The sequence below is a fragment of the Phyllobacterium brassicacearum genome (genome assembly GCF_003010955.1).
In the GTDB taxonomy this organism is placed as follows: domain Bacteria; phylum Pseudomonadota; class Alphaproteobacteria; order Rhizobiales; family Rhizobiaceae; genus Phyllobacterium; species Phyllobacterium brassicacearum.
The window spans coordinates 24,910-49,247 of record NZ_PGGO01000002.1 but is presented as its reverse complement, the minus strand read 5'-3'; the positions used below and the strand labels follow the sequence as shown (position 1 = coordinate 49,247).

Genomic DNA, 24,338 nt, shown 5'->3' with positions numbered 1-24,338 from the left:
CCGAACCTGCCCCGGCCGCTACCGGCCGGGGCTTCTTTAACAGCCGCCGACACTCGGAGTAATACATATGAAAATCGCTCTCGACCCGTTCATGCATCGCCATTTAAGCCTTGAGCAACTGCCTGCCAAGGTGAAAGAACTCGGCTACGACTGGATTGAACTTTCTCCTCGCGGAGACTTCCTTGAGTGGTTCAAGGCGCCCCGCGTGTTTCCTGATCGGATCAAATCGTTCAAGCGTGCACTGAAGGGTGCAAACGTCGGAATTGCTTCTATCCTGCCGATGTATCGCTGGGCCTCCAACGACGAGGCCGAGCGGCAAGCTGCCGTCAAGCACTGGAAGCGTGCCATCGAGATCGCGGTCGAGATGGAAGTGGATGTGATGAACTCGGAATTCGGCCGCGGACCGCATCCCGACAAGGGATCCTGCTACTGCTGCCACACCGGCAGCATGATCGAGACCTGTGAGGATGCATGGTGGCGCTCGATGGAGGATCTGGTGCCTCTCTTCGAGAGGGAAGGCATCAACCTGCATGTCGAGCCACATCCCGAAGACTGGTGCGAGACACTGCAACCCGCCGTGGACATCATCCGCACGGTGAACTCCAATAACGTCAAGTTCCTTTATTGCGCTCCTCACACTTTCTACTTCGGCGACGATACGAAAGCGATGCTGCGGGAATGTGCTGATGTGTTGGCCCATGTTCATGTTGGCGATACGTTCAATCACAAGGCCAGTTCGGGCTTGCGTTACATTCTCAATCCGCCGGGCACGCAGGCGCGCGTCCATCAGCATCTTAATATCGGCCAGGGCGAAGTGCCGTGGGACGATTTCTTCGGCACACTGGCCGAGGTGGGCTTTGACGGTATCATGACGGCCTGCGTCTTCGCTTGGGAGGACAAGGCCGACCATTCGGGCACGTTCATGCGCTCCGAGATGCAGCGTTACGTGGACAAATACTGGAAGAAATAGGCCAGGGCGCGGAAGCAACCACACAGGCCAGATTCAACGAGACAGCTTACGTGGGCGACGGGACCGTCCCGCCGCCGGGCGGAAGCTTTGGCAAACCAAAGCCGGCACGAGGCCGGAGGAGAACAGACATGATAAATGGCGAACGACTGATAGAACGGCCTCTGCGCTGGGGTATGGTCGGCGGTGGACGCACCGGTCAGGTGGGCTATAAGCATCGGACCGGAGCTTTGCGCGACGGGACCTACAAGCTCATCTGCGGGGCCTTCGATCTCGACGCCGCGCGTGGCCGCGACTTCGGCGTCAAACTCGGTGTCGAGGCTGATCGCTGCTATGCCGATTACAAGGAACTGATCGCCAAGGAGACAGCACGTGAGGACGGTGTCGAAGTCGTCTCGATTGCCACGCCAAACTTCACACATTACGAAATCACCAAGGCTTGCCTTGAAGCCGGCCTCCATGTGATCTGCGAGAAGCCGTTATTCTTTACCGTTGAGGAATGCGATGAAGTTGCGAAATTGGCCGAGGAAAAGGGCCTGATCGTCGGGGTAACCTATGGTTTCACCGGTCATCCGCTGGTTCTTCAGATGGCAGCCATGGTGAAGAAGGGCATGCTCGGTGATATCCGCATCGTCGATATGCAGTACACCCATGGCTTCAATGCTGGCGACGACGTTGGCGCGGGCGAGGCTCTAAAATGGCGTACCAATCCGACGACCGCTGGCCCGACTTTCGTTCTCGGCGACATCGGCACGCATCTCTATTACCTCTCCGAAGTAGTTCTGCCGCATCTGAAGATCGAAAGGCTACTCTGCGACCGCAAAGCCTTCATCCCGACCCGTGCGCCGCTCGAGGACCATGCAACAGTTCTGATGCATTATGACAACGGAGCTCGTGGCCGCCTGTGGGTTTCGTCTGTCAATGCAGGCAATATGGGTTCGCAGCGGTATCGCTTCGTTGGTTCAAAGGCTTCCGTCGAATGGTCCGACGCGCATCCTGACCAGCTGATCTACGAAGTTCAGGGTGAACCGAATCGCATCCTGCATCACGGCATGCCCTATCTTGAAGAGGAAAGCCTTGTCGCTGATCGTATGGGTGCGCTGCATACGGAAGGTCTCGGCGATAGCTGGTCGAATATCTATCTCTGGATTGCGCAGGCGATCGACGCGAAAAATCGCGGCGACGAAGCCTTCCTGAAGACGCACCACTACCCCGGCATCAAGGCGGGCACCGAAGGTGTCCGCTGGTTGGAAAACTGCGTCAGTTCGGCCGATGCAGGCTCCGCTTGGGTCGATTTCAAGTGACCAAAGAGAGGCGCGTCGCTGCCCACGTCATCGAGCGCCCCGACAATCTCTACTCCGGAAAGATAGCACAATGAAACTTTCGATCTGCACCGACGTGATGGGCGACCTGTCATTCACCGATATGCTCGACAAATGTGTAAAGCTCGGTGTTGAAGGCATTGAAATGACTGGTGGCGGCTGGTCCCGCGCGCCGCATTTTCGCGCTGACGACCTTCTGGCCGACAAGGGGCTCTTGAAAACCAAACTCAAGGAAATCGAAGCGCGCGGTCTTAAGATCGCGGCACTGAATTGTTCGGCCAATCCCCTCGATCCCGGTGACATGGGCAAGCGTCATCGCAAGGAGATGGAACAAACCATCCGTCTCGCCGGCGAGATTGGGATCAAGACCATCGTGACGATGTCCGGGTTGCCGGAAGCGGCACCTGGCGACAACGTGCCCAACTGGCTTGTCTACACCAAGAGCTGGCCCGATGAGATGCCTGAGCGCGATCGTTATCAGTGGGAAGACCGTGCTTTTCCGCTTTGGCACGATCTGGTGAAACTCGCCAAGGAAGTAGGCGTTGAAAAATACGCGCTTGAAAACTTCTCGGCTATGCTCGTCTGGAGCCCGGAAACCCTGTTTCGCCTGCGCAACGAGGTTGGCGCATCCGTTGGCATGAATCTCGACCCGTCGCACCTGATGTGGATGGGCGCCGATCCGATCGCCTCGGCGCGTGCACTCGGTCCGGCCATTCACCATTGCCATGGCAAGGATACCCGTATCGAACGCGGGCTCGCGGATGTAAACGGCCTGCTTGAGCTGAAGGACGTAACCGACGTTGCAAACCGCTCCTGGAATTACGTTGCCGTCGGGGCAGGCCACGACCTGCAATGGTGGAAGGAGTTCTTCTCGGTGGTCCGCATGGTCGGCTACAATGGTTGGGTCAGCCTCGAGATGGAAGACTTCACCATGTCGACCGAGGCCGGCATCCAGTCCTCCATTGCCGCGCTGCAAGCGACGATCAGCCGCTGATTTCGGCGCGGGCCGCTGTCGCGGCCCCCGCCAACCACCTTGAGGACGAGATGGCTAACCCGATCACCATTACTACCGCGCCCTGCTGCTGGGGTGTCGATGATGTGAAGAACCCGCATCTGCCCCCTTGGGAGAAGGTGCTCGACGAGGCGCAGGTGGCCGGATTTGGCGGACTTGAGCTCGGACCGTACGGTTATCTGCCGCTCGACCTTGGCCTGGTGTCTGAGGCGCTCAACCAACGCGGCCTGAAGGTTGTCGCTGGAACAATCTTTGACGATCTCGTTTCGCCGTCGAACCGAGACAATCTGCTGCGCCAGACCGAAGAGATTTGCGCGCTGATCACCCGATTGCCGAAGCCCGAGACCCATCCGGGCCAGCGCTATGCGGCGCCCTTTCTGACGGTGATGGACTGGGGACATGAGGAGCGAGACTATGCTGCCGGTCATTCGGACCGTGCCCCACGACTTGACGATGTCGCGTGGGACGCGATGGTCGAAAACATCCGCGCCGTCGCGACGCTTGCTCGTGACACATATGGTGTACGCGCCACTATCCATCCGCACGCCGGCGGCTATATCGAATTTGCCGACGAACTGAAGCGTATCGTGGACGACGTTCCCGCCGAGTTGGCAGGCCTCTGCCTTGACACCGGGCATATGGCCTATTCCGGGATGGACCCCGTTGCCACCTTGCGCCGCTATTGGGACCGCGTCGACTATATCCATTTCAAGGACATCGATAGCGGAACCTACCGGGAAGTGATGGGCGAGCGTATCCGCTTCTTCGATGCTTGTGCCAAAGGCGTCATGTGTCCGATCGGGCGTGGCTCGATCGATTATCCAGCCATCCGCACACTTCTCACAGAACTTGATTACAGCGGCTACATCACCATCGAACAGGAGCGCGATCCGCGTAACACCGGTTCAATCCTTGAGGATTTGGCGGCCAGCCGCTCTTTCCTCGCGCGCACCGGTTTCTGAACAATTCGGAGTCTTGACATGAAATCACTCGACGTCATCACTATCGGCCGGTCCTCGGTCGACCTCTACGGCCTACAGGTTGGCGGACGACTGGAGGATATGGGCTCGTTCAACAAATATATTGGCGGGTCACCGACCAATATCGCCTGCGGCGCGGCGCGCCTTGGACTGAGGTCCGGCCTGATCACGAAAGTTGGCGACGAACATATGGGCCGCTTCATCCGCGAACAACTTCAACGCGAAGGCGTCGACGCAGGTGGCGTGATGACAGATCCGGAGCGGCTGACAGCGCTGGTTCTCCTCGGAATTCGAGATGAGGACACATTTCCGCTGATTTTCTACCGCGAGAACTGCGCCGATATGGCACTCAATGAAGGCGACATCCACGAAAAGTATATTGCGTCTGCTCGCTCCGTGGTCGTCACCGGCACGCATCTGTCCAATCCCCGGACAGAAGCGGCCGTCCTAAAAGCACTTGGGTTCGCGCGTGCGTACGGAGCTAAAACGACCCTCGACATTGACTATCGGCCAAACCTCTGGGGCGTCGCCGGTCATGGCGACGGGGAAAGCCGGTTCGTGGCGAGCCGGCAGGTGACCGATAAACTCCAGTCGACACTCCATTTCTTCAATCTGATCGTCGGTACCGAGGAAGAGTTCCACATTGCCGGTGGCACGACGGACACTGTGGCAGCGCTCAGGGCCGTTCGTGGCGTATCCGCAGCGACGCTCGTCTGCAAGCGTGGCGCCAAGGGTGCGGTCGCATTCGATGGCGCAATCCCCGACAATCTTGATGAGGGCGTGTCGGGCGAGGGCTTCCCGATTGAAGTGTTCAATGTCCTTGGGGCAGGAGACGGTTTCTTCTCTGGTTTGCTGAAAGGCTGGCTTGAGGACAAGGACTGGTCGACGACGCTCAAATACGCCAATGCTTGCGGCGCTTTCGCCGTTTCCCGGCATGGCTGCACGCCGGCCTATCCGTCATTGGAGGAATTGGAGTTCTTTCTGGAACGTGGCATCAAACAGCCGGATTTGCGCAACGATGCCGAGCTCGAGCAGATCCACTGGTCGACAAACCGCCATCGCAATCACGCAGAAGACTGGCCGGAATATCGGGTCTTCGCCTTCGATCACCGCATGCAGCTTGAGCAGATGCCGGGCTTCACGCCCGAAAAGGGGGGCGCCTTCAAGGAGCTTTGCCTTCAGGCAGCCATGCGAGTTCAGGCCGGACGGCTCGGCTACGGTATTCTCTGTGACAATCGGATCGGAAGAAAAGCGCTTCAGGCTGCGTCGGGGTCCGGCCTGTGGATTGGACGGCCGTGCGAGTGGCCGGGGTCGCGGCCACTCGCTCTGGAACCAGAATTGGGAAGCGATTACGGCGGCCTTGGTGAGTGGGCGCGGGAAAACGTCGTCAAGGTACTTTGCTTCTGCCATCCGGACGACGATGCTGAAACGCGCGCGGACCAGGAAAAGACGATCAAACGTCTATTCGAAGCCTCGCGGCGAAACGGCCTTGAATTCCTGCTGGAGATCATTCCGTCAAAGGTCGGGCCGGTCGGGGACGAGACGACTGCTGTTTTGATCCAGCAATTCTACGACGTCGGCATCTTTCCGGACTGGTGGAAGCTCGAACCGATGAAGACGCAAGGCGCCTGGGCTAACACCATCTCCGCGATCGAAAAAAATGACCGCTACACGCGTGGCATCGTGGTGTTGGGTCTGGATGCGCCGGAGGTAGAGCTGGCGGCCAGTTTCGAGGTTGCTGCGGCATTCCCTCTGGTCAAAGGCTTCGCGGTTGGCCGGACAATTTTCGGCGAGGTCGCAAGGCTTTGGATGACAGGTGAAATGGAAGACGAGACGGCCATCGAAGAGATGGCGGATCGCTATCGGCGCCTGTGCTCAATTTGGGATCAGGCCAGGACCGTCGCACGGGAGAAGGCAGCATGACAAAGACGGTACGACTGACGGCTGCGCAGGCCATGGTGAAATGGCTGTCCCTACAGATGACTGAAGAGGGCGAACGCTTCATCGAAGGCGTATGGGCAATCTTCGGACACGGTAACGTGGCAGGTATCGGAGAGGCGCTGCACGGGATCGGCGATGCGCTGCCGACATGGCGCGGCCAGAACGAACAGACGATGGCTCACGCAGCGATTGCTTACGCAAAGACGCTGAAGCGCACTCGAGCCCACGCGGTTACTTCCTCGATCGGGCCGGGGGCGCTCAACATGGTGACGGCTTGCGCTCTCGCTTACGTCAATCGTCTGCCCGTGTTGTTCATCCCGGGCGATGTTTTCGCCAATCGCCGTCCGGATCCAGTCTTGCAACAGATCGAGGATATGAACGACGGTACGGTCAGCGCCAACGATTGCTTCCGACCAGTATCTGCTTACTTTGACCGCATTTCCCGGCCAGAGCATCTTCTTACGTGCCTGCCGCGGGCGCTCGCCGTAATGACCGACCCTGCTAATTGTGGTCCGGTCACTCTTGGTTTCAGTCAAGATGTTCAAGCCGAACTCTACGACTATCCGGAGGCCTTCTTTAAACAGAAGACATGGCGCATCCGTCGCCCGGAACCGGACCCACGAGATGTTGCCGACCTGGCCGAAGCCATTCGCGGCGCCCGGAAGCCGGTAATCATTTCCGGGGGCGGTGTCATCTATTCGCGAGCCGAAGCCAAACTCGCTGCGTTTGCCGAGCTCCACAATATTCCGTTCGTGGAAACTCAGGCGGGGAAGGGTGCGAACGGGTGGGATCACCCGTTGAATTTCGGGTCTCCGGGTGTCACCGGCTCGGAATGCGCCAATGCCCTTTGTGCGGACGCTGACCTCATCATCGGCGTTGGAACGCGCTTTCAGGATTTCACCACTGGAAGCTGGGCGCTTTTTCGCAACCCTTCCCGTCGACTGGCCTCGATCAATCTCGCTGGCTACGACGCAATGAAGCACGACGCGCTGCCTTGCGTGGGAGATGCCAAGGTCACGCTCGAGCGTTTGACAGCAGCACTTGGTCCGTTTCGTTTCGCCGCTATTAACGGTCAGAGCCGTCTTGACTGGCATGCTGCCGTTGGTCGGGTGACGGCAGCTCCCGCTTCGGAGGGGCCGGACAACCTGCCCACCGACGCGCAGGTGATCGGTGCTGTGCAAAGAGTGGCGACCGACAACACGGTCGTCATGTGTGCTGCAGGCACGATGCCCGGCGCGTTGCAGGTGCTGTGGCAATCGATGCCAGGCGGGTATCACATGGAGTACGGCTTTTCCTGCATGGGTTACGAGGTCGCCGGCGCCATGGGCATCAAGCTTGCCCTCCCCGACAAGGAAGTCATCTGCTTCGTCGGAGACGGTTCTTATATGATGGCAAACTCGGAACTCGCGACCGCTGTTACGCGCCGCGTCCCGTTCACCGTCGTGCTGACTGACAATCGCGGCTACGGATGCATCAATCGGCTCCAGATCGAGTGCGGTGGCGCCGAATTCAACAACATGTACAAGGACTGCAATGTCGAGACGCAGCCAGAGATCGACTTTGTTGCGCATGCCGCGTCTATGGGAGCGCATGCGGAGAAAGTCGCCTCGATAGCGGAACTGCAAGTCCGGATCGTTGAAGCCCGGAACCGAGATATTCCCAGCGTGATTGTTATCGACACGGACGCTGTTCCCGCCACAGGCGTTGGTGGTCACTGGTGGGATGTCGCAGTGCCCCAGGTCGGAGGACCCGACCGTCTCGAGCGCGCTCGCGCGCGCTACAACGAAAACGCTGCCCATCAACGACCGTTTGATTGACGGAGAGAGATAATGACCGGATTGCTGCGCAGGCCGTTTGGCTCTCATGGAAAAGTTCATGAGATCACCCCTCAATCCGCCGGCTGGCGCTACGTCGGCTTTTCGGTCTACCGATTGAGGCCGGGTGAAGTCGTCGAGGAAGCCACTGGCGACCGCGAGGTGATCCTCGTCATGGTCGAGGGGAAGGCGGCTTTCCATGCGGCCGGCCAGCACTGGGGTGTGCTGGGCGACCGTATGGACGTGTTCGAGAAAACGGCGCCCCATTGCCTCTATGTGCCTAATGCGAGTGACTGGTGGGCGGACGCTGAAACCGAATGTACAATCGCGGTGTGCTCGGCGCCCGGCAAGAGCGGCCATCGTGCACGGCGCATCGGTCCCGACGGGATTTCGCTGACGGGGCGCGGCAAGGGAGCCAATACGCGGCATATCAACAATATCGCCATGGAGGGTGAAGACTATTGCGACAGTCTGCTGGTGACGGAGGTATTCACGCCAGCTGGACATTGGTCGTCCTATCCGAGCCACAGGCATGATGAAGACGATTTCCCCCGGATCACCTATCTCGAGGAGACCTATTATCATCGATTGAATCCCGCTTCTGGCTTTGGCATACAACGCGTCTACACCGACGACGGGCTTCTCGATGAGACCATGGCAGTGAAGGATCACGACGTCGTGCTGGTGCCGCGAGGGCACCACCCCTGCGGCGCACCTTATGGTTTTGAGATGTACTATCTCAATGTCATGGCCGGTCCGCTGCGCAAGTGGCGGTTCATTCCCGCGCCTGAGGTCGAGTGGATCATGGAGCGAGATGCAAAATGATCAACCGTGCACTCAATCAGAAGACGGGTCGCCATCTCGGCTATGAAGTCTTTTTGGATCTGGCAAGTGATATCGGCTGTGTCGGCGCCGAGTCGCGCAATGATCTCGGTCGGCCGCTTTTTGATAGCGCATCCGTACGTGTCAATGCTCCGTATGCGGAAGACAAAGAATATCGCGATAGGTGCAGAGATCATCGAGAAGAGTCTTCTCATCAGCCATGATCTTGGCCTTCTCTGCCTCTCCGATAAGTTGGATCATGTAGCTTTGCTCAGCGATTCCCTGTTTATCAATGAACGGATAAAGAAGACTGGAATGAACACTGAGATCTGGAAATGCTCCAATGTCTTCGTTCGTGATGCTCGGAGCATAGAACATCACATGCGGCATGGGCATGGTATGAACCTTCATGTCAGGGGGGCCCACGGTGCGCATGACCGGCGCGACCATATAAGACAAACCTGACTTTTCTGGAACCTTATAGGTCTTGTTGTTGTATCGACTTTCAATTTCAGCTTTCAATGCAACAGGGCTCATTCCCTGACTGCGAAGCGTGGACGTGTCCATGATGACTTTCAAGTAAGTCTTTGTGCCCACAGCGTCGTAGCAGAGAGGAATATAGATGTCGTCGCGAAAGTCGGCCAGTTCCCAGACAGTGCGCTCTACAAGACAAGTCACACCACTCGTTCCCTGTCGGGAAAGTTGATAGCCCTTCTTCGGATCGAGAAGATAAACGGTTGCCTGGTCCCGCAGCGCGGGAGGCAGTGCGCTTAGTGCAAACTGAGTTTCGAGTCTGGCTGGCATTTGCTCGATAGTTGTCTCATTGGCCTGGCCTGGACGTGCCGAGATGCCAATAAGGCTGATTGCGATGATTGGCAGGGCCAAGGTGATTTTCATAGCTCTTATCCTCTTAATGGCCGGATGGTTACAACACGCTCCGCCCGTTGGACCGGGCGGAGCCTGCACCTGGTGAATTCCGTCAGGCGGGTAGCCGCCGGTCGTATTCCTGCTTGAGGCGGCTCCAGCCGTCCCAGAATGGTTCCGGCTCCTTGCCGGTGGCGCGGGCGATCAGAATGTCGAGGTGCATATGCCAGCCGCCTGCGACCTGCAGCAGGGTTTCGCGATCGGGCAGGCGGCGATGGATCACGGTGAGCAACACCTCGTTGCCCTGTCGTTGCAACTCGAAGGAGACGTAGCCGCTGCCTTCCCAGGTGACGGAGAGCTTGTGGGGCGGATCGAGCTCCGTGATCCGGCTCTGCATCCGGTGCTCCTCGGGAAAGCCGGCTGGCCGCTGAGCGGGCGGATTGGAAAGCTCATCATTTCGCCAGACGAATTCGACGGGCGCGCCGACCTTCATATCCATCCGACCCGCGGCCAGCCATTGGCTGCGCAGTTCGCTGTCCGTGAGATAGGCCCAGACGCGCTCGATGGGGCCGGGCAGAAGGCGCTGGATCTTCAAAGTGGCAGGCTCGGTCAGCACGCCATAGGCGTCCAGAGTCGCGTGTTCGGTCATTGGTCGTCTCCTTTGTGGGTTGGGGATTCGGGTGCGTCCTCCTTGCGAAGGAGCCGTTCGAGCACATCTAGGCGGTCGGTCCAGAAGCGCTCGTAGAAGCTCAGCCACTGGTGGGCGCTGGCGAGCGGTCCGGGGTCGAGGCGGCACAGATGGGTTCGGCCGCGCACCTCGCGACGGATCAGCCCGGCGTTCTCCAGCACCTTGATGTGCTTCGAGGCGGCGGCGAGCGAGATTGCGAAGGGTTCCGCAAGTTGGCCTACCGTTCGCTCGCCACTGGCGAGTTCGCGAAGCATCCGCCGGCGCGTGGCGTCGCCGAGGGCGTGAAAGACGGAACTCATCTGAAGTGTCTCTAATTCAACCATGTGGTTGAATATAAATGCGCGTTTTCAGAAAGTCAACCGATTGGTTGAATGATCCGCTTGCGGTCGTGCAGTTGCCGCATTGGCTCGTGGGTGTTGTCAGGTTAACTCTTCGCGGCGGAGAAATCCTTTTGGCTGTCAGATTTCAGGCTAATGCACCTGTCACCGTCTTCCATTGTGCGTGGGCGTTGAGGCGATGGAGGTGAATTTGAAATGCGGAACATTTGGAGCGCGACGGGACGAAGAGGTTGCGCATAGCCGAAAAGATCGAAACGAAGACCTCCCGGGGACCGGAAGCCCTGCATCGCCCGCTCCCGTTTTCGAAGTGGCAGATGCGAATTCTCCGCCCGGTTATTAAGTCCCTCGTGAGACCGATGTTCGATACGGGGCATGATCTGACGAATCGATCTACCTGGTTAGGGAGCGAATCCTGGCGCAAAGGGTGCAAGCATACCGTGATAGGATTTGGCCAGGGGCGTTGCATAGGCACCGCGCTTGCTCGTCTTGAGGCTAAGGGAGATCAGGCCTTCAGCAAGCTTGACGGCTGCGCTGACACCATCAATGACCGGCACGCCATATTCCTCCTGCAGATGATGGGCCAGGTCGGCCATGCCGGCGCAACCAAGGACGATGGCTTCAGCAGCGTCAATCTCGAGCGCCTTTTCGATTTCCGATCGAAGCTTGTTCGATGCTCCCGATGATGGATCATCGAGGGACAATACGGGTATATTCGCGGCACGTACGGTAGCACGCTCCGTCATACCATAACGATGCACCAGCCCCTTCACTGGCATGATAGACCGTTCGAGCGTGGTGACGATACTGAAACGCTGGGCAACCAGCGCAGCCGTTGCGACGGCTGCCTCGCAGATGCCGAGAACCGGGATTGATACCATCGCCCGCGCTGCATCAAGCCCCGTGTCATCAAAGCAGGCGATGATGGCCGCCTCGACGCCTGTCGCCTCGCCCTCGGCGATTTCCATAAGCAGCCCTGGTACCGCGAAGGCCTCATCATAATAGCCTTCGATCGACACCGGGCCCATGCGCGATGTTTTGGCGACGACCTCAGTCGTTGGGGAAGCGACGGATTTTGCTGCGCCTTCGATCAACGCGGTCATGCTCGAAGTGGTATTGGGATTGACGAGGAGAATGCGCATTTTATCTGTGTTTTATCCAATACGGCCACGGCGGCGGCCGACGACAATGATCGCCGTCAGCGTAATGAAGATGATCAGGAAGGAGAAAACGGTTGTGACTGTGCCGAGGGCGTACAGAACCGGCGTCGTGACATTTGTCGTCATGCCGTAGATTTCCAGCGGCAGGGTATTGAATGTGCCGGCGGTCATCAGTGTGCGGGCAAATTCATCGTAGGAAAGAGTGAAGCCGAAGAGGCCGACACCTACCAGACTTGGCGCTATCATCGGCAGCACGACATGGCGAAAGGTCTGCCACGGTGTGGCGCCAAGGTCACGCGCAGCCTCCTCATAAGCGGGAGAAAAGCGATTGAACACAGCGAACATGATGAGTACGCCAAAGGGCAGGGTCCAAGTCAGGTGTGCTCCAAGGCCGGACGACCACCAGGCCGGCCTGATCCCCAGCACCTGGAAGAAGAGGCCGATGCCGAGGCTGATCAGGATCGAGGGAACGACGAGACTGGAAATCGCCAGATAGAACAGAAAGGTCGATCCCTTGAACTTGCGCCGGAAGGCGAGGCCAGCCAGCAGCGAGACTACAACGGTTATCGTGGTCGTCATCAGGCCGAGGATTATGGAACGGCGGAACGAGCCGCCGAAATCACCGACCGCCTGCTGCTCGAAGAGATTGCCGAACCAGTGCACGGAGACGCCGTTCATCGGGAATGTCAGGCCTCCGGACGGACCCTGGAACGACAGGATAAAGATCGTCGAGAGCGGTCCATAAAGGAACAGCACGAACAGCGAGAAGAAGAATGCGAGGATGTAGAATTCTCGGGAGCCTCTTTCTGAATGCATGTCAAAGTTCCTTCCGGATGTCGACGACACGAAGGATTACGGCAACGATCAGGAGGACGACGATCAACAGGATAACGGCATTGGCGGCAGCGGCCGGATATTGCAGCAGCGAGATTTGGTTCGACATCATCAGACCGACAGATGCGCTTTGTCCGCCTGACATGAAGCGGACGGTGACGAAGTCGCCCATCACGAGCGTAATGACAAAGATCGAGCCAATAGCGATCCCGGGTTTGGCGAGTGGAATGATAACATTTGTCAAGACCTGAAAGCCGGAGGCACCCGCATCGCGCGCGGCCTCAATCAGCGAGCGGTCAATGCGCATTAGTGTATTGAAGATCGGGGTTACCATGAAGAGCGTGTAGAGGTGCACCATGGCAAGGACGACGGCGAACTCGGAAAACAGCAGGAATTCCAGCGCTTTGGGGACAATGCCAAGTTGGATCAGCGATGAATTGATCAACCCGTTGCGCCCGAGAAACGGTACCCAGGAAATCATGCGGATGATGTTCGACGTGAGGAACGGCACGGTGCAGATGAGGAACAGCACCATCTGCATGGTAGCCGAACGGATGTGGAATGCTAGAAAGTAAGCGACCCAGAAGCCGATTACCGCGGTCAATAACCAGACGATCACCGTGAATTTGATGGTGTTGAGATAGGTCTTCCATGTCACCCAGGACCCGAGTGTCTCGGTGTAGTTGAAGGTGACGAAGTCGGGATATATTCGTACGGAATCATAATCCCAGAAACTGACCATGCCGATGGTCAGGATGGGCAGGAGCAGAAACAGGCCGAGGATCACCGCCAGCGGCGTTGCCTGAAGATAAGAGGACAAGGACGCACCGCCGCGCCTCACCTTCCCAGTATGTCGGGGCCTTACGACGCTCTCTGAACTTGTCGTTGTGTCATCTGCTGCAATTGCTGCCATGGCCTGTTTTCCTCGTGACAAGCGATGGCCGCCTTGCAAAGGCAGGGCGGCCACTTTCAAACATCAAGCGGCGATGAATTCGTTCCACTTGCGGACCATGTAGCGATCTTCGTCCATAACCGAATTCCAGCAGGCTACGGCACCCATGCGGGCTTCGAAGGCGCCGCCGTCGCGTACCGCACCGGCCTTCTCCATTACTTTGCCATCCGGAGCGACGATATCGCCAGTCGCCGCCTTGCCTTCCATCCAGTAACCCCATTCATCGGCAGTCATGAATTTCTTGGCGGTTTCAGGAGCCGCCGAATAATAACCCTGACGGTTGAGATAGGCGCCGACCCAACCAGAAAGGTACCAGTTTATGTATTCGTAAGCGGCATCGAGCTCGATGCCACTCAGATGCTTGGCAAGGCCAAGACCGCCGCCCCAGGCGCGGTAACCTTCCTTCAGCGGCTGATACTTGCAAGCGATACCCTTGGAACGCACGGCGGCAACCGCAGGCGACCACATTGACTGGATCACCACCTCGCCCGACGCCATCAGATTGACGCTCTCATCAAAGGTCTTCCAGAACGAGCGGAACTGGCCATCGCCCTTGGCCTTGATCAGGAATGCGACTGTCTGGTCGATCTCATCCTTGGTCATGTTGCCCTTGTCGCCATATTTGACGATGCCCATGGACTCGCAGATCATTGCCGCATCCATGATACCGATCGACGGAATATTGATGATCGATGCCTTGCCCTTATAGGCCGGGTCCATGATGTCGGCCCAGCTGGTAATGTCGCGGCCAACCAGGTCGGGGCGAATGCCCAGCGTGTCCGCATTGTAGATCGTCGGGATCAGCGTCATCCAGTTGGTCGGGGCAGACGCAAACGTGACCGAATCCGCACTCTCCACGAAGCCAACAGTATGTGGTGCTGTTCCCTGGGCGATCTTGCTTTCGGGGGTGAGCTTGCCCGTGATGAAGAGTGGAGCGATCTTGTCGAAATATTTCATCTTCGACACGTCCATCGGCTGCATCACGCCTGCCGGAAAGACCTTCTTGGCGATCCAGTATTCAATATCGGCAATGTCGTAGCTGTCGGGCTGGGTAACTGCACGCTGAGTGACCGCATCGGAATCGAGTGCGGTCATCTGCAAGGTAAAGCCCAAATCCTCCTTCACTTTGTTGGCGACGTCGTTGAGGTTGGAGACACCGGTACCGAATTGGCGCAGTGTGACATTCTTGATGTTCTGCGCCCAGATCGTCGGAAACCCCGTGATTGCTCCCGAGCCGGCGGCCAGGCCTGCCGCCGCAGCGCCAGTCTTGAGAAATGTGCGGCGGCTCAATCCTGATTTGTGATCGGTTGTATCAGTCATTTTCAATTCCCCTTTTTGTTGTTTGGTTTTTTCAAGAGTCGAGACGGCCAAGAATGATGGCGTCGTTAATATCCCAGGCGAGCGGGATGGCGTCGCCCACCGCAACAGGTTTTTCAAAGAAGGCCTGATCACTGACGATGACGGTGAAGTCATCAATGCCTGCACCGGTGACCGAGATTTTCACGGAAGAACCTCGATATTCGATGTTGGCGACGATGCCGGTGAAGCCGAAGCCTGGGGCGGGTGCATCGCTGATGCGCACGCGATCCGTGCGGATGCCGATGTCGACGGAACTGCCGATTTCTGCCTGGCCCGATGCGCTGAGGGAGACGCCCTCTGGAATTTCGAAACTTACCAGACCATTCACGCTGTTCGTCACACGGCCTGAAATGACATTGTGGTCACCCATGAAGCGGGCAACAAAGGCGGTCGCGGGCCGCTCGAACACGATGCGCGGGTGCGCGGCCTGTTCGATCTTGCCGTCATTCATGACAACGATCAGATCGGCCAGCGCCATCGCTTCTTCCTGGCTATGGGTCACATGCACAAAGGTAATGCCGAGGTTTATCTGTAGCTTCTTCAATTCCGCGCGCATGCGGATTTTGAGAAATGGATCGAGCGCCGATAGCGGCTCGTCCAGCAGCAGCGCTTCCGGATCGGTGATCAAGGCACGGGCAAGCGCTACGCGCTGTTGCTGACCGCCGGAAAGTTGTGCGGGGCGCCGTGTTGCGTAGCCATCCATCTGCATGAGTTTGAGCATGGCCAGCGCTCTGGCACGGCGCTGCTCCTTGTCGATACCCTTCATCTTCAGGCTGAAACCGACATTGTCGATTAAATCGAGATGCGGGAACAGCGCGTAGGACTGAAACATCATCGCAGTCCCACGTTTTGCCGGCGGGAAATCGGTGACGACGGTGTTGCCGAGGCGGATATCGCCGCTTGAGATCGTTTCGTGGCCAGCAATCATGCGCAGCGTCGAGGTCTTGCCGCAGCCCGACGGGCCAAGCAGGCAGCAATAGGTGCCTGCCGGTATCTTCAAGCTGATCGTATCGACGGCCGTGGTGGCGCCGTAAACTTTGGAAACGGAGACGATATCAATTTCAGCGGCTTTGCCCATGCAGCATTCCCTTTCTGACTGAATGAGACTCTGCATGTATCGTGCCAACTTCCGTCCCGTCGGTTAACTCCCTGAAATCCTTGCTTCAATATTTGAGTGCACAAACATCAATTCGAAGCTGTGATGCTGCGACGCACAAAATATGTTCATGTTTTCAATCAACGATGAAATTGTATGCAATCCTGTTCAACGGTGTGCAATATTGGAGCTGGTCTTGCGCACAAATCGCGTTAAAAGGAATAGTGCAGACAGGGTATGACAATGAATCAAGCGGATGGCGCATTGCCGGTTCGAGACGACGTGCAGGATGATCGGGCGCAAGCTATACGTGATGCGCTGCATAATGCCATTGTCGAACGGCGGCTTTCTCCCGGAGCGAAACTGGTCGAGACGGAAGTCGGTGAACTGTTCGACGTCAGCCGCACGGTGGTCCGTGCATCGCTGCAGATGCTGGCTTTCGAAGGGCTGGTAAAGATCGAGCGAAATCGCGGTGCCTTTGTCGCCCACCCGACGCCGGATGAAGCGCGCCAGATATTCGAGTCCCGCCGGGTGATCGAGCCGGAAATCGCCGAGCGGGCGGCCGAGCGGATGACAGAAGCCGACATCAGGCTGTTTCAGGCGCATCTGAAGGATGAGGAGCGGTTGCTGGCCGAGCGTGGGCCCAATGCGCGCCGCGCTGCCATCAAGGCTTCTGGCGACTATCATCTCATGCTGGCATCAGTCGCGGCGAACCGGATCCTTGAACGATTCATGCGCGAGTTGGTCGCCCGCTCATCACTCGTCATCGCGCTCTACGGGCAATCGGGTGCTTCGAGCTGCGCGCGATCGGAGCACGCGGATATTCTCGATGCACTTGTTGCTCGGGATGGCAAGAGAGCCGCCGAAGTGATCCGGAATCATATCGATCATATCGAGGAAGACCTTGACTACAAGCTCGCGGGCAATGCGCCCCTGCGGCAGGCCCTTTGTCTCTAGTATTATGCCGTCAGTCCATCAAGCCAGGTGGGTTCAAGGACGAACTGCGACTTCGCGAGGTGTATTAAATTACGCCCTCGATATCATTGCGCATACGCGGGAATTTAAGGGACCAGCGAAGTTTGGCGATGGCCGGGAAGATGTCATAGATGGGATACGGTACCCGCGTATTCAGTGCATAGCTGCATCCCCGTGCGCTTTGATCCCTGGTGAAAACGAGGCCAGGTAATGCACATAGGCACTCCGCAACGGTCAGATGGCAGTTGCAATCGGATCACCGGCATCCTGATTTGAGGTTGATGGCAGGCTCGGATCAAGATTGCGATCAATTAAATTGACCCTGAGGGTTCTCGTTCTGGCGTTTGCCAAATTTTCAGTACTATGGAACTGGTAGTCCTCAGGTTTGGCAGCAGACGAACTGGTTCTGCTATGTCCCCCACACAATCGCACCGCCTGTCAGGCCGGCACCGGCTGCTGTCAGCAGCAGTTTTTCTCCCGAGATGAATGGCCTTGCCTGGTGGGAAAGCGACAGCGACAGAGGAATGGTTGCAGCGGAGGAGTTGCCATACTCTGAAATCGTGCGGACGATCCTTTCAGGTTCAATCCCCACATTCTCACCTACAACGTCGAAGATGCGGGCGTTGGCCTGATGCGGGACAAACCGGCTGATACCTGATGTGCAAAGCCCTGCATGTGCCAGTGCCCGCTTGGCGCAGAGTGTCATCATGTTCACGGCCTGCGCAAACATTTCCCTGCCATCGCGCATGGTCATCAAACATTCCTCGGCGGCCACACCCGGGCCAAATGGCTGCTTCGATCCCCCCGACGGAATGGAGATGAGGTCATAGCGGCTTCCGTTCGATGCAAGGTCCGCGCCGAGAAGTCCCGTCTCAGGATCATCTGACAGAGCCAGAACAACAGCGCCGGCTGCGTCTGCAAAGAGCACGGCGGTGGCTCGTTCAGCCGGGTTGATGCGGCGGCTCAGGATGTTGGCTGCGACCACCAACACGGGTCTGCCTTGCGTGCGGACAAAGCCGTCGGCCAATGTCAACGCATAAATAAACCCGGAGCAGGCCCCGGCAAGGTCGATCGCGCCGGAATTGACTAAACCCAGATGATGGGCAAGCAGGGGTGCTGATGGAGGCAGCAAGTGATCCGGGGTCGAGGTGGCGAGGATAGTCAGGGCGATGTCGCCCGGTGAGATGTTGGCATCGGATAGGGCGGCTGCCCCTGCATTGGCCGCGATATCGGTTAATAGCTCTCCTTCCGCCACCCAGCGCCTGGATCGAATGCCGGTCCGGCGCTCGATCCAGCCGGGTTCAAGACCGAGCTGAATTTCAATCTGTGCATTTTCAACACGGCGCTCTGGCGCGTAATGGCCAAATCCGGCGATCCGGCTTGCCTTGACCGGGTTCATCGGGCACCGCCCTGGACAATCATGTCCGCTGCCTCATCAATGGCATCGTAGATACGATCGAGATTGGCGGCTGTCACGCAATAGGGCGTCATCAGGTAGATCACATTGCCAAGTGGCCTGATCAGGAGATGTCTTCCCTTGAAGAAAGCCCTGAGCTTTGGCCCTGCCTCGGAAAAGTAGCCGGTCGCCGGGACATTGACATCCAGCGCAACGATCGTCCCGGTCTGACGCACGTTACCGAAACGGGAGTCAGCCTTGAACCGCTCCAGCCTTGTCCCATGCATGGCGACAAGCGACTGGACACGTGCTGTGACCGGCTCCGTCTTCCAGACGTCAAGGTTGGCCTGCGCTGCCGCACAGGCGATCGGATTGGCAGTGTAGGAGCTCGAATGAAAAAAGGTCCGGCTGCGATCGGATGAAAGATGCGCGTCGAATATTTCCGCCGAACACAAGGTCGCTGCCAGAGGCAAAGACCCGCCGGTCAAGCCTTTTGACGTGCACAGGATATCCGGCGCGATGTTCGCCTGTTCGCAGGCAAAGAGAGTGCCCGTGCGGCCCCAACCCGTCATCACCTCATCGGCAATCATCAGGCTGCCGTGCCTTGTCGCGATCGCCTTCAGTTCTGCCAGCAGTGAAGCCGGGTACATCAGCATGCCGCCGGCTCCGAGCACCAATGGTTCGATCAGCAGCGCTGCAACCTGTCCGCCCCGGCAGAAGGCCTCGAAAGCGTCGAGTGTGTCCTGCTCCCGTCCCGGCACCGGAAACGGCAGGCGATCCACACCGAAAAGCATGGGTTCATAGGGCGCATTAAACACGCCCCGTTCGCCCGCTGACATCGTCCCGATCGTATCGCCATGATAGCCATGCTCCATGACGACAATGCGTGAGCGCGGCGCGCCAGAATTGTGAAAGAAACCCAGGGCCATCTTCAGCGCCACCTCGACGCAGGTCGAGCCGCTATCGGAATAGAACACGTGGTCGAGACCGGCAGGGGCGATGGCAATCAGACGTTTCGCCAGCTCTTCCGCCGGCTGGTGGGTATATTCGGCAAAGATGATCTGGTCGAAAGACTCGGAGGCATGTCGGATCGCATCCATGATCAGTGGATGCCGATGTCCGTGGGTGATGACCCACCAGGAGGAGATGGCATCGAGGATCGCATTGCCCTGATCGTCGAAGAGATAAGCTCCCTCTGTCCTGATAATGCGCTTCATTGCAGGTTCAAGTGCGTGCTGGGTGAAGGGATGCCAGACAGGGGAGGGCGTCACAGGATCCCTTTCTGAAAGGAAGAGACATCGAAATGATCCCGAAAGGCCTGGCGCAAGGTGTCAGGCGTCAGCGGGTCGATGCACGGCAGACGCCCAAGGCAGTTCACATTGCCGAGTTTCGCGATGATCTTTTGCGTGTCGGCCTGTTCGTCGCCGATGAAGACCACGCCAAAAACCGGAATGGAGCGGTGGCGCAAGGCCTCAAGTGATAACAGGGTATGATTGATCGTTCCAAGCCCGGTACGGGCGCAAAGGACGACCGGTATCTGCCAGCGGGCAAGGACATCCGCGAACACTTCGCTTTCGGTCAAGGGGACGAGCACGCCGCCTGCTCCTTCGATGACAAGCGGAGCCTCCGTCACCGGTGGTGACAGTGCTTCCGGGTCAATCCGGGCATTGTCGATTCTGGCGGCAAGGTGCGGCGAGGCCGGCGTGTTGAGCCGCCACGCCTCGGGAAATATGCGTGCTGACGATATCCGTCCGAGACGCTGGACAGTCTCGCTGTCCGTTTCGCCGTCAAGCCCTGACTGGACGGGTTTCCAGTAAGAGGCACCAAGCGCGTCGGTTAATGCCGCTGCAAAGACGGTCTTGCCGATATTGGTGTCGGTCCCTGTGACAACAAAACGGAGCGTCATGCAGCCTCCTCGATAAACACATTCGCCAAAGCGTCGAACATGCGCACAATCGCAGACCGGTCGACGTTGAGTGTGATGGCGATCCGCAACCGCGCTGTCCCTTCCGGCACTGTCGGCGGGCGGATCGCGCGAATATCGAAGCCCTCGGCCCGCATCCGTGCGGCGATACGCATTGCGCGACTGTTGTCCCCGATCATCACCGGCAGTATCTGCGAACCGCTGCCTTCGAACCCAAGCGCCGCAGTCAGTTGCGCATTGGCGAACGTCCAGAGTTGTTCGAACTTTGCGCGGCGTTCCGGTTCATCCGCCAGTATTTTCAGAGCCTTCCGAACAGAAGCTGCCATCAAAGGTGAAGGTGCTGTGGAGTAGATGAAGCCCCGCGCACGGTTTATGAGGTACTCGCAAACGACGCTGTTCGCGCCGACAAGCGCCCCCGCAACGCCCAAGGCCTTCCCACATGTATGCAAAAGGATGACATTGTCCCGACCTTCCATCCCGGCAGCAAGACCGCGGCCATTGGGTCCAAAAACGCCAGTCGCATGCGCTTCGTCGATGACCAGAAAGCCATCATGCCGATCTGCCAGCTTCAGAAGCTCGGCCAGCGGGGCGCGGTCTGCGTCCATCGAATAAAGGCTCTCAACTGCAAGCCATGGGTGGCCCATACCACCCGCATCCCGCCATCGACGGATTGCATCGTCGAAATGCTGAACGTCATTGTGGCGGACGGGAACAGCCGCTGCACGGCTCGCCGCGATACCCTCATGCGCGCTGGCATGGACAAGAGCGTCATGGACAACAAGATCGCCGCGTTGCGGCAGCGTCGAGAACAGCGCGGTATTGGCGGCATAGCCACTGGAGAAATACAGCGCCCGTTCCGTCCCGAAGAAGGCGGCAGCCTCCGCTTCAAGCGCCTCATGCTCCGGATGGTTGCCCCGAAGCAGCCGGGAGCCACCTGAACCGCCGGCAACTCCGCGCTCGAGCGCGCCGGCAATGGCGGCGCGGATGCGCGGTGATCTGGCGAGACCAAGATAGTCGTTCGATGTAAAATCGATGCCATTCTGCGCTACCAACTCGCGCCTCCGTCCCTTCCGCTCCAGCCCGTTCAGCGTCGTCACGTAGCGGGCAAGACGCTCGGGCATCATTCAGCTGCATCCAGCGTCATCGGCTTCAGACCGAGGCGGCGAAACAGCCCGGCATCATGATCTTCGCCGGGATTGTCGGCTGTCAGCAGCGTATCGCCGACAAAGATGGAATTTGCACCGGCAAAGAAACACAGCGCCTGCATCTCATCGCTCATTTCCGTGCGGCCCGCAGAAAGGCGGACATGCGTTTGTGGCATCAGGATGCGGGCAAGCGCAATGGCGCGGACAAAGTCGATGGGATCAATCGGCGCGGCGTCACCGAGTCTGGATCCAGGGATCGGGATCAGCATGTTGATCGGCACGCTTTCCGGCGGAACCGGAAGATTGGCGAGCGTCACCAGCATGGCGACCTGATCATCACTCGTCTCGCCCATGCCGAGGATGCCGCCTGCGCAGACCTTGATCCCTGCCTCCCGCACATTCGCCAGCGTCTCCAGACGATCCGCGAAACTGCGCGTTGTGATAATTTCGCTGTAGAAGCGCTCCGACGTGTCGATGTTATGGTTGTAGTAGTCGAGGCCGGCATCGGCGAGCCTGCAAGCTTGATCAGGCGAGAGCATGCCGAGCGTCATGCAGGTCTCCATGCCAAGCGAGCGGACGCCCTCGACCATGGCGACGATCATGTCCATGTCGCGGACCTTCGGACTGCGCCAGGCCGCCCCCATACAGTAGCGCGTCGCTCCGCCCTCCCTGGCCTTTCGCGCTTCAGCGATGACCTTCTCGACCTCCATCAGTCTGGACGCCTTGAGACCGGTGGGATAATGCGCCGACTGGCTGCAATAGCCGCAATCTTCCGGACACCCGCCCGTCTTGATCGACAGGAGCCTGCTCAATTGCACAGCGTTGGGGTCGAAATGCGCCCTGTGAATGGTGTGCGCCTGAAACAGCAGGTCGTTAAAGGGCAAATTATAGATTTTCCTGGCTTCCGCGATGCTCACCCTTCGATCGTCAGGTGCCGAATAGTCTTTATTATCCGACACCGACCTGTCTGACATGCAAATCCTCCCGACTTGAAGCGGCTCTTATAGATAGAATCACAAATTATCTATAAATTTAAACGGCGCATGCGGGAAAGCGCAACCCCGTTCAAAAGGGATTACAGTAAGGCCCCTGCCACTAACCCGATTGTGGAATCTAGGTTGATAATGAGTCCGCTGTGGGCTCGTCCTTTCCTCTTGCGGAAATATCTTGATGGAGCATTTCGCCCTTTCGTGGACATACCTGTGGCCACCGGTCTACAGGAACTCCAACTTCGTTGTAGGCATTTCAACGAGTTTGCCTACACGTATTGCCGCTAGGCAAGGAAGCTACCCGACAATCGCAAAAGCGTCCCGCGTCGAACCGGTTGCGCTTTTGACCGGTTTTTGTCCGATCCATTGGACGTGGCGTTCAAGCACCGCAACAGCATTGTCGAGGTTACCTCGGCGCAGAAACCCCAGGATCGCCCGATGATCATAGTCGGTCCTCACTTCCCAGTCGGACCGCCAGGCCGAGAACAGGAAACGCGCGCTCACGGAATGGAGATCATCGATCGCCGCAAGCAGGCGCGGCATTGCGCACGGCACAAGGATCAGCCGGTGAAATCGCCGGTTTGCCTCCTCCCAGGAACGCACGTCCCGCGAATTGTCTCCAGCGACGGTGGCCGCTTCTGCCTGGTCGAGGATCGATGATGTCAAATGCGGCGCAGCCTGCCGAAGTGCAAGCCCCTCGAGTTCAGCACGCATCAGCGCCACTTCCCGCACTTCCTTCAGGTCGAAGGATGCGACCCTTACGCCACGGCGAGGTTCGCTGACTGCCAGCCCTTGCGCTTCCAGTTTGCGGAACGCCTCTCGCACCGGTACGTGACTGGCGCCGAATTCCTCCGCAATATGGTCCTGACGCAGCTTCGCACCCGGCTCCAGCTGCCCGGTTACGATCCTGTCAGCGAGGACCCGGCTGATGCGGTTGGCAATCGTATCATCGTTTATTGTGGTCATATATTATAGATATTTTGCTTGCTGTTGCCTGTCGAGCCCGGGCAGATCTCTTTCTGTCGGAGTTGCGATCGCCATATGGCGAAAATCGGACGCATCGAGACTGGCAATCCGCGATTGTTGGCAATTCCGTTGGCATTACTCTGATCAGGAGGGGCCCGATTTCCGCCTCCGCGAAAACGCAGCGCTGACCGATCTGCGCGAACACCTGCAGCAACCGCTCTTTTTGCTCTGTTCCGTCCCGCCTGGTCCGGTGCACTCTAATATTTAAGGGTCGCGGTATGGATTATCTGTGCACTATCGGAAAAATCGAACTGGATCGCGAAATCGGCGTCGTCATCGTTGACAACATCTTACTGTTGGCATGATTGCCAACATGGAAGCAGCACTTACATTCAGGGGAAACGAAGTCTTTCCAGATGTGCGATCAGCGAGATTGTCATCTGGAAAGTACCAGTGCCCGGAAGCTTCCATTCTTTTAAATGCCGGTTGCTTTACGGCCATCACGGCAAAAGGTAGTTGGATACGACAATTCGCGCGGTAAAGGGGATCATTGCTATCTCGACGGCAAAGTGTTCCCCTACAAGTCTGCAACCCCGCAAGCCTGATGATTGATTTCAAGTCAGAGGTTCATAACAGCTCCCTGTCGGGTATGGTAAAGGCAATCACCGCTACCTCAGGGCGGAATAAACCGCCGTATTCGGATTTGCGCCCAGATACCAGGGCGACGTTGGCCATGCTGCCGTAGTTGCGCTTCTCCGTGCCCGGTACCGGGCACAGTTGATGTAGGAATTGCCTTG

22 protein-coding genes and 1 pseudogene are annotated in these 24,338 nt (G+C 58.0%); 8 read left to right on the top strand and 15 right to left on the bottom strand.

The annotated features are described in order from the left end of the window. Window positions 1-67 precede the first annotated feature (67 nt). The 7 genes from CU102_RS03005 to iolB all read left to right on the top strand — a co-directional run bounded on the left by CU102_RS03005 (window position 68) and on the right by iolB (window position 8,861). On the top strand, window positions 68-970 hold the full coding sequence (locus CU102_RS03005; protein ID WP_106709504.1) for a sugar phosphate isomerase/epimerase family protein: 903 nt from the start codon (window positions 68-70) through the stop codon (window positions 968-970). Window positions 971-1,098: 128 nt separating this feature from the next. Further along, entirely contained in the window at window positions 1,099-2,271 is a 1,173-nt protein-coding gene (locus CU102_RS03000) for a Gfo/Idh/MocA family protein (protein WP_106709922.1), read from the top strand. 70 nt (window positions 2,272-2,341) lie between these two features. After that, the gene (locus CU102_RS02995; RefSeq protein ID WP_106709503.1) at window positions 2,342-3,283 is read left to right on the top strand and encodes a sugar phosphate isomerase/epimerase family protein; all 942 of its coding nucleotides are present in this window, start codon (window positions 2,342-2,344) and stop codon (window positions 3,281-3,283) included. Between the two features lie 50 nt (window positions 3,284-3,333). Beyond that, a complete protein-coding gene (locus CU102_RS02990; protein WP_106709502.1) occupies window positions 3,334-4,263 on the top strand; it encodes a TIM barrel protein in 930 nt (309 codons plus the stop codon). An 18-nt stretch (window positions 4,264-4,281) separates the two neighbouring features. Further along, window positions 4,282-6,204, top strand: coding sequence for a bifunctional 5-dehydro-2-deoxygluconokinase/5-dehydro-2-deoxyphosphogluconate aldolase (locus tag CU102_RS02985; protein WP_106709501.1), 1,923 nt, complete (start codon window positions 4,282-4,284; stop codon window positions 6,202-6,204). Further along, window positions 6,201-8,039 carry a 3D-(3,5/4)-trihydroxycyclohexane-1,2-dione acylhydrolase (decyclizing) gene (gene iolD / locus CU102_RS02980; protein ID WP_106709500.1) on the top strand — a complete coding sequence of 613 codons (1,839 nt, stop codon included), beginning with the start codon at window positions 6,201-6,203 and terminating at the stop codon, window positions 8,037-8,039. The genes CU102_RS02985 and iolD overlap by 4 nt, the downstream gene beginning before the upstream one ends. 12 nt (window positions 8,040-8,051) lie before the next feature. Beyond that, complete coding sequence (gene iolB, locus CU102_RS02975) at window positions 8,052-8,861, top strand: 5-deoxy-glucuronate isomerase (protein ID WP_106709499.1); 810 nt, start codon at window positions 8,052-8,054, stop codon at window positions 8,859-8,861. 141 nt (window positions 8,862-9,002) lie between these two features. Here iolB and CU102_RS02965 read toward each other — a convergent pair whose 3' ends face one another. From CU102_RS02965 to CU102_RS02925, 9 genes and pseudogenes are all read right to left on the bottom strand, one after another. Beyond that, window positions 9,003-9,755, bottom strand: a complete 753-nt coding sequence (locus CU102_RS02965) for a hypothetical protein (protein WP_106709498.1) — start codon at window positions 9,753-9,755, stop codon at window positions 9,003-9,005. 82 nt (window positions 9,756-9,837) lie between these two features. Continuing rightward, complete coding sequence (locus tag CU102_RS02960; RefSeq protein WP_106709497.1) at window positions 9,838-10,371, bottom strand: SRPBCC family protein; 534 nt, start codon at window positions 10,369-10,371, stop codon at window positions 9,838-9,840. Further along, complete coding sequence (locus tag CU102_RS02955) at window positions 10,368-10,733, bottom strand: ArsR/SmtB family transcription factor (RefSeq protein ID WP_106709496.1); 366 nt, start codon at window positions 10,731-10,733, stop codon at window positions 10,368-10,370. Before CU102_RS02955 ends, CU102_RS02960 begins: the two co-directional genes overlap by 4 nt. A 142-nt stretch (window positions 10,734-10,875) precedes the next feature. Continuing rightward, a pseudogene (locus CU102_RS30215) lies at window positions 10,876-11,131 on the bottom strand (DDE-type integrase/transposase/recombinase); the annotation flags it as partial. Window positions 11,132-11,146: 15 nt separating this feature from the next. Beyond that, window positions 11,147-11,887: an aspartate/glutamate racemase family protein gene (locus CU102_RS02945; RefSeq protein ID WP_106709495.1), complete on the bottom strand. Its 741-nt coding sequence runs from the start codon at window positions 11,885-11,887 to the stop codon at window positions 11,147-11,149. Between the two features lie 12 nt (window positions 11,888-11,899). Continuing rightward, window positions 11,900-12,721 (bottom strand): ABC transporter permease, encoded by an 822-nt coding sequence (locus CU102_RS02940; RefSeq protein ID WP_106709494.1) that lies wholly within the window; start codon window positions 12,719-12,721, stop codon window positions 11,900-11,902. Window position 12,722: 1 nt separating this feature from the next. Beyond that, window positions 12,723-13,652, bottom strand: coding sequence for an ABC transporter permease (locus CU102_RS02935; protein WP_106709493.1), 930 nt, complete (start codon window positions 13,650-13,652; stop codon window positions 12,723-12,725). A gap of 63 nt (window positions 13,653-13,715) precedes the next feature. Continuing rightward, window positions 13,716-15,011 carry an ABC transporter substrate-binding protein gene (locus tag CU102_RS02930; protein ID WP_106709492.1) on the bottom strand — a complete coding sequence of 432 codons (1,296 nt, stop codon included), beginning with the start codon at window positions 15,009-15,011 and terminating at the stop codon, window positions 13,716-13,718. Window positions 15,012-15,042: 31 nt separating this feature from the next. Next, window positions 15,043-16,128, bottom strand: coding sequence for an ABC transporter ATP-binding protein (locus CU102_RS02925; protein WP_106709491.1), 1,086 nt, complete (start codon window positions 16,126-16,128; stop codon window positions 15,043-15,045). Between the two features lie 261 nt (window positions 16,129-16,389). Between CU102_RS02925 and CU102_RS02920 the strand changes: the two genes are divergently transcribed. Then, on the top strand, window positions 16,390-17,103 hold the full coding sequence (locus CU102_RS02920) for a GntR family transcriptional regulator (RefSeq protein ID WP_106709490.1): 714 nt from the start codon (window positions 16,390-16,392) through the stop codon (window positions 17,101-17,103). Between the two features lie 427 nt (window positions 17,104-17,530). Here CU102_RS02920 and CU102_RS02915 read toward each other — a convergent pair whose 3' ends face one another. The 6 genes from CU102_RS02915 to CU102_RS02890 form a co-directional block, all read right to left on the bottom strand. Continuing rightward, window positions 17,531-18,520, bottom strand: a complete 990-nt coding sequence (locus CU102_RS02915) for a beta-ketoacyl-ACP synthase III (protein ID WP_106709489.1) — start codon at window positions 18,518-18,520, stop codon at window positions 17,531-17,533. Beyond that, the gene (locus CU102_RS02910) at window positions 18,517-19,788 is read right to left on the bottom strand and encodes an adenosylmethionine--8-amino-7-oxononanoate transaminase (protein WP_106709488.1); all 1,272 of its coding nucleotides are present in this window, start codon (window positions 19,786-19,788) and stop codon (window positions 18,517-18,519) included. Before CU102_RS02910 ends, CU102_RS02915 begins: the two co-directional genes overlap by 4 nt. Next, window positions 19,785-20,423 carry a dethiobiotin synthase gene (bioD, locus tag CU102_RS02905; RefSeq protein ID WP_106709487.1) on the bottom strand — a complete coding sequence of 213 codons (639 nt, stop codon included), beginning with the start codon at window positions 20,421-20,423 and terminating at the stop codon, window positions 19,785-19,787. The genes CU102_RS02910 and bioD overlap by 4 nt, the downstream gene beginning before the upstream one ends. Further along, window positions 20,420-21,565 carry an 8-amino-7-oxononanoate synthase gene (locus CU102_RS02900; protein WP_106709486.1) on the bottom strand — a complete coding sequence of 382 codons (1,146 nt, stop codon included), beginning with the start codon at window positions 21,563-21,565 and terminating at the stop codon, window positions 20,420-20,422. Before CU102_RS02900 ends, bioD begins: the two co-directional genes overlap by 4 nt. Further along, complete coding sequence (gene bioB / locus CU102_RS02895; protein ID WP_106709485.1) at window positions 21,562-22,560, bottom strand: biotin synthase BioB; 999 nt, start codon at window positions 22,558-22,560, stop codon at window positions 21,562-21,564. The genes CU102_RS02900 and bioB overlap by 4 nt, the downstream gene beginning before the upstream one ends. A 312-nt stretch (window positions 22,561-22,872) precedes the next feature. Then, the gene (locus CU102_RS02890; RefSeq protein WP_106709484.1) at window positions 22,873-23,541 is read right to left on the bottom strand and encodes a GntR family transcriptional regulator; all 669 of its coding nucleotides are present in this window, start codon (window positions 23,539-23,541) and stop codon (window positions 22,873-22,875) included. Window positions 23,542-24,338: the final 797 nt, after the last annotated feature.

What these genes read in the sequence shown, in the direction of transcription:
- CU102_RS03005 (WP_106709504.1), top strand. Translation starts at nt 68, where the DNA reads ATGAAAATCGCTCTCGACCCGTTCATGCATCGCCATTTAAGCCTTGAG.
- CU102_RS03000 (WP_106709922.1), top strand. Translation starts at nt 1,099, where the DNA reads ATGATAAATGGCGAACGACTGATAGAACGGCCTCTGCGCTGGGGTATG.
- CU102_RS02995 (WP_106709503.1), top strand. Translation starts at nt 2,342, where the DNA reads ATGAAACTTTCGATCTGCACCGACGTGATGGGCGACCTGTCATTCACC.
- CU102_RS02990 (WP_106709502.1), top strand. Translation starts at nt 3,334, where the DNA reads ATGGCTAACCCGATCACCATTACTACCGCGCCCTGCTGCTGGGGTGTC.
- CU102_RS02985 (WP_106709501.1), top strand. Translation starts at nt 4,282, where the DNA reads ATGAAATCACTCGACGTCATCACTATCGGCCGGTCCTCGGTCGACCTC.
- iolD (WP_106709500.1), top strand. Translation starts at nt 6,201, where the DNA reads ATGACAAAGACGGTACGACTGACGGCTGCGCAGGCCATGGTGAAATGG.
- iolB (WP_106709499.1), top strand. Translation starts at nt 8,052, where the DNA reads ATGACCGGATTGCTGCGCAGGCCGTTTGGCTCTCATGGAAAAGTTCAT.
- CU102_RS02965 (WP_106709498.1), bottom strand. Translation starts at nt 9,755, where the DNA reads ATGAAAATCACCTTGGCCCTGCCAATCATCGCAATCAGCCTTATTGGC.
- CU102_RS02960 (WP_106709497.1), bottom strand. Translation starts at nt 10,371, where the DNA reads ATGACCGAACACGCGACTCTGGACGCCTATGGCGTGCTGACCGAGCCT.
- CU102_RS02955 (WP_106709496.1), bottom strand. Translation starts at nt 10,733, where the DNA reads ATGGTTGAATTAGAGACACTTCAGATGAGTTCCGTCTTTCACGCCCTC.
- CU102_RS02945 (WP_106709495.1), bottom strand. Translation starts at nt 11,887, where the DNA reads ATGCGCATTCTCCTCGTCAATCCCAATACCACTTCGAGCATGACCGCG.
- CU102_RS02940 (WP_106709494.1), bottom strand. Translation starts at nt 12,721, where the DNA reads ATGCATTCAGAAAGAGGCTCCCGAGAATTCTACATCCTCGCATTCTTC.
- CU102_RS02935 (WP_106709493.1), bottom strand. Translation starts at nt 13,652, where the DNA reads ATGGCAGCAATTGCAGCAGATGACACAACGACAAGTTCAGAGAGCGTC.
- CU102_RS02930 (WP_106709492.1), bottom strand. Translation starts at nt 15,011, where the DNA reads ATGACTGATACAACCGATCACAAATCAGGATTGAGCCGCCGCACATTT.
- CU102_RS02925 (WP_106709491.1), bottom strand. Translation starts at nt 16,128, where the DNA reads ATGGGCAAAGCCGCTGAAATTGATATCGTCTCCGTTTCCAAAGTTTAC.
- CU102_RS02920 (WP_106709490.1), top strand. Translation starts at nt 16,390, where the DNA reads ATGAATCAAGCGGATGGCGCATTGCCGGTTCGAGACGACGTGCAGGAT.
- CU102_RS02915 (WP_106709489.1), bottom strand. Translation starts at nt 18,520, where the DNA reads ATGAACCCGGTCAAGGCAAGCCGGATCGCCGGATTTGGCCATTACGCG.
- bioD (WP_106709487.1), bottom strand. Translation starts at nt 20,423, where the DNA reads ATGACGCTCCGTTTTGTTGTCACAGGGACCGACACCAATATCGGCAAG.
- CU102_RS02900 (WP_106709486.1), bottom strand. Translation starts at nt 21,565, where the DNA reads ATGATGCCCGAGCGTCTTGCCCGCTACGTGACGACGCTGAACGGGCTG.
- bioB (WP_106709485.1), bottom strand. Translation starts at nt 22,560, where the DNA reads ATGTCAGACAGGTCGGTGTCGGATAATAAAGACTATTCGGCACCTGAC.
- CU102_RS02890 (WP_106709484.1), bottom strand. Translation starts at nt 23,541, where the DNA reads ATGACCACAATAAACGATGATACGATTGCCAACCGCATCAGCCGGGTC.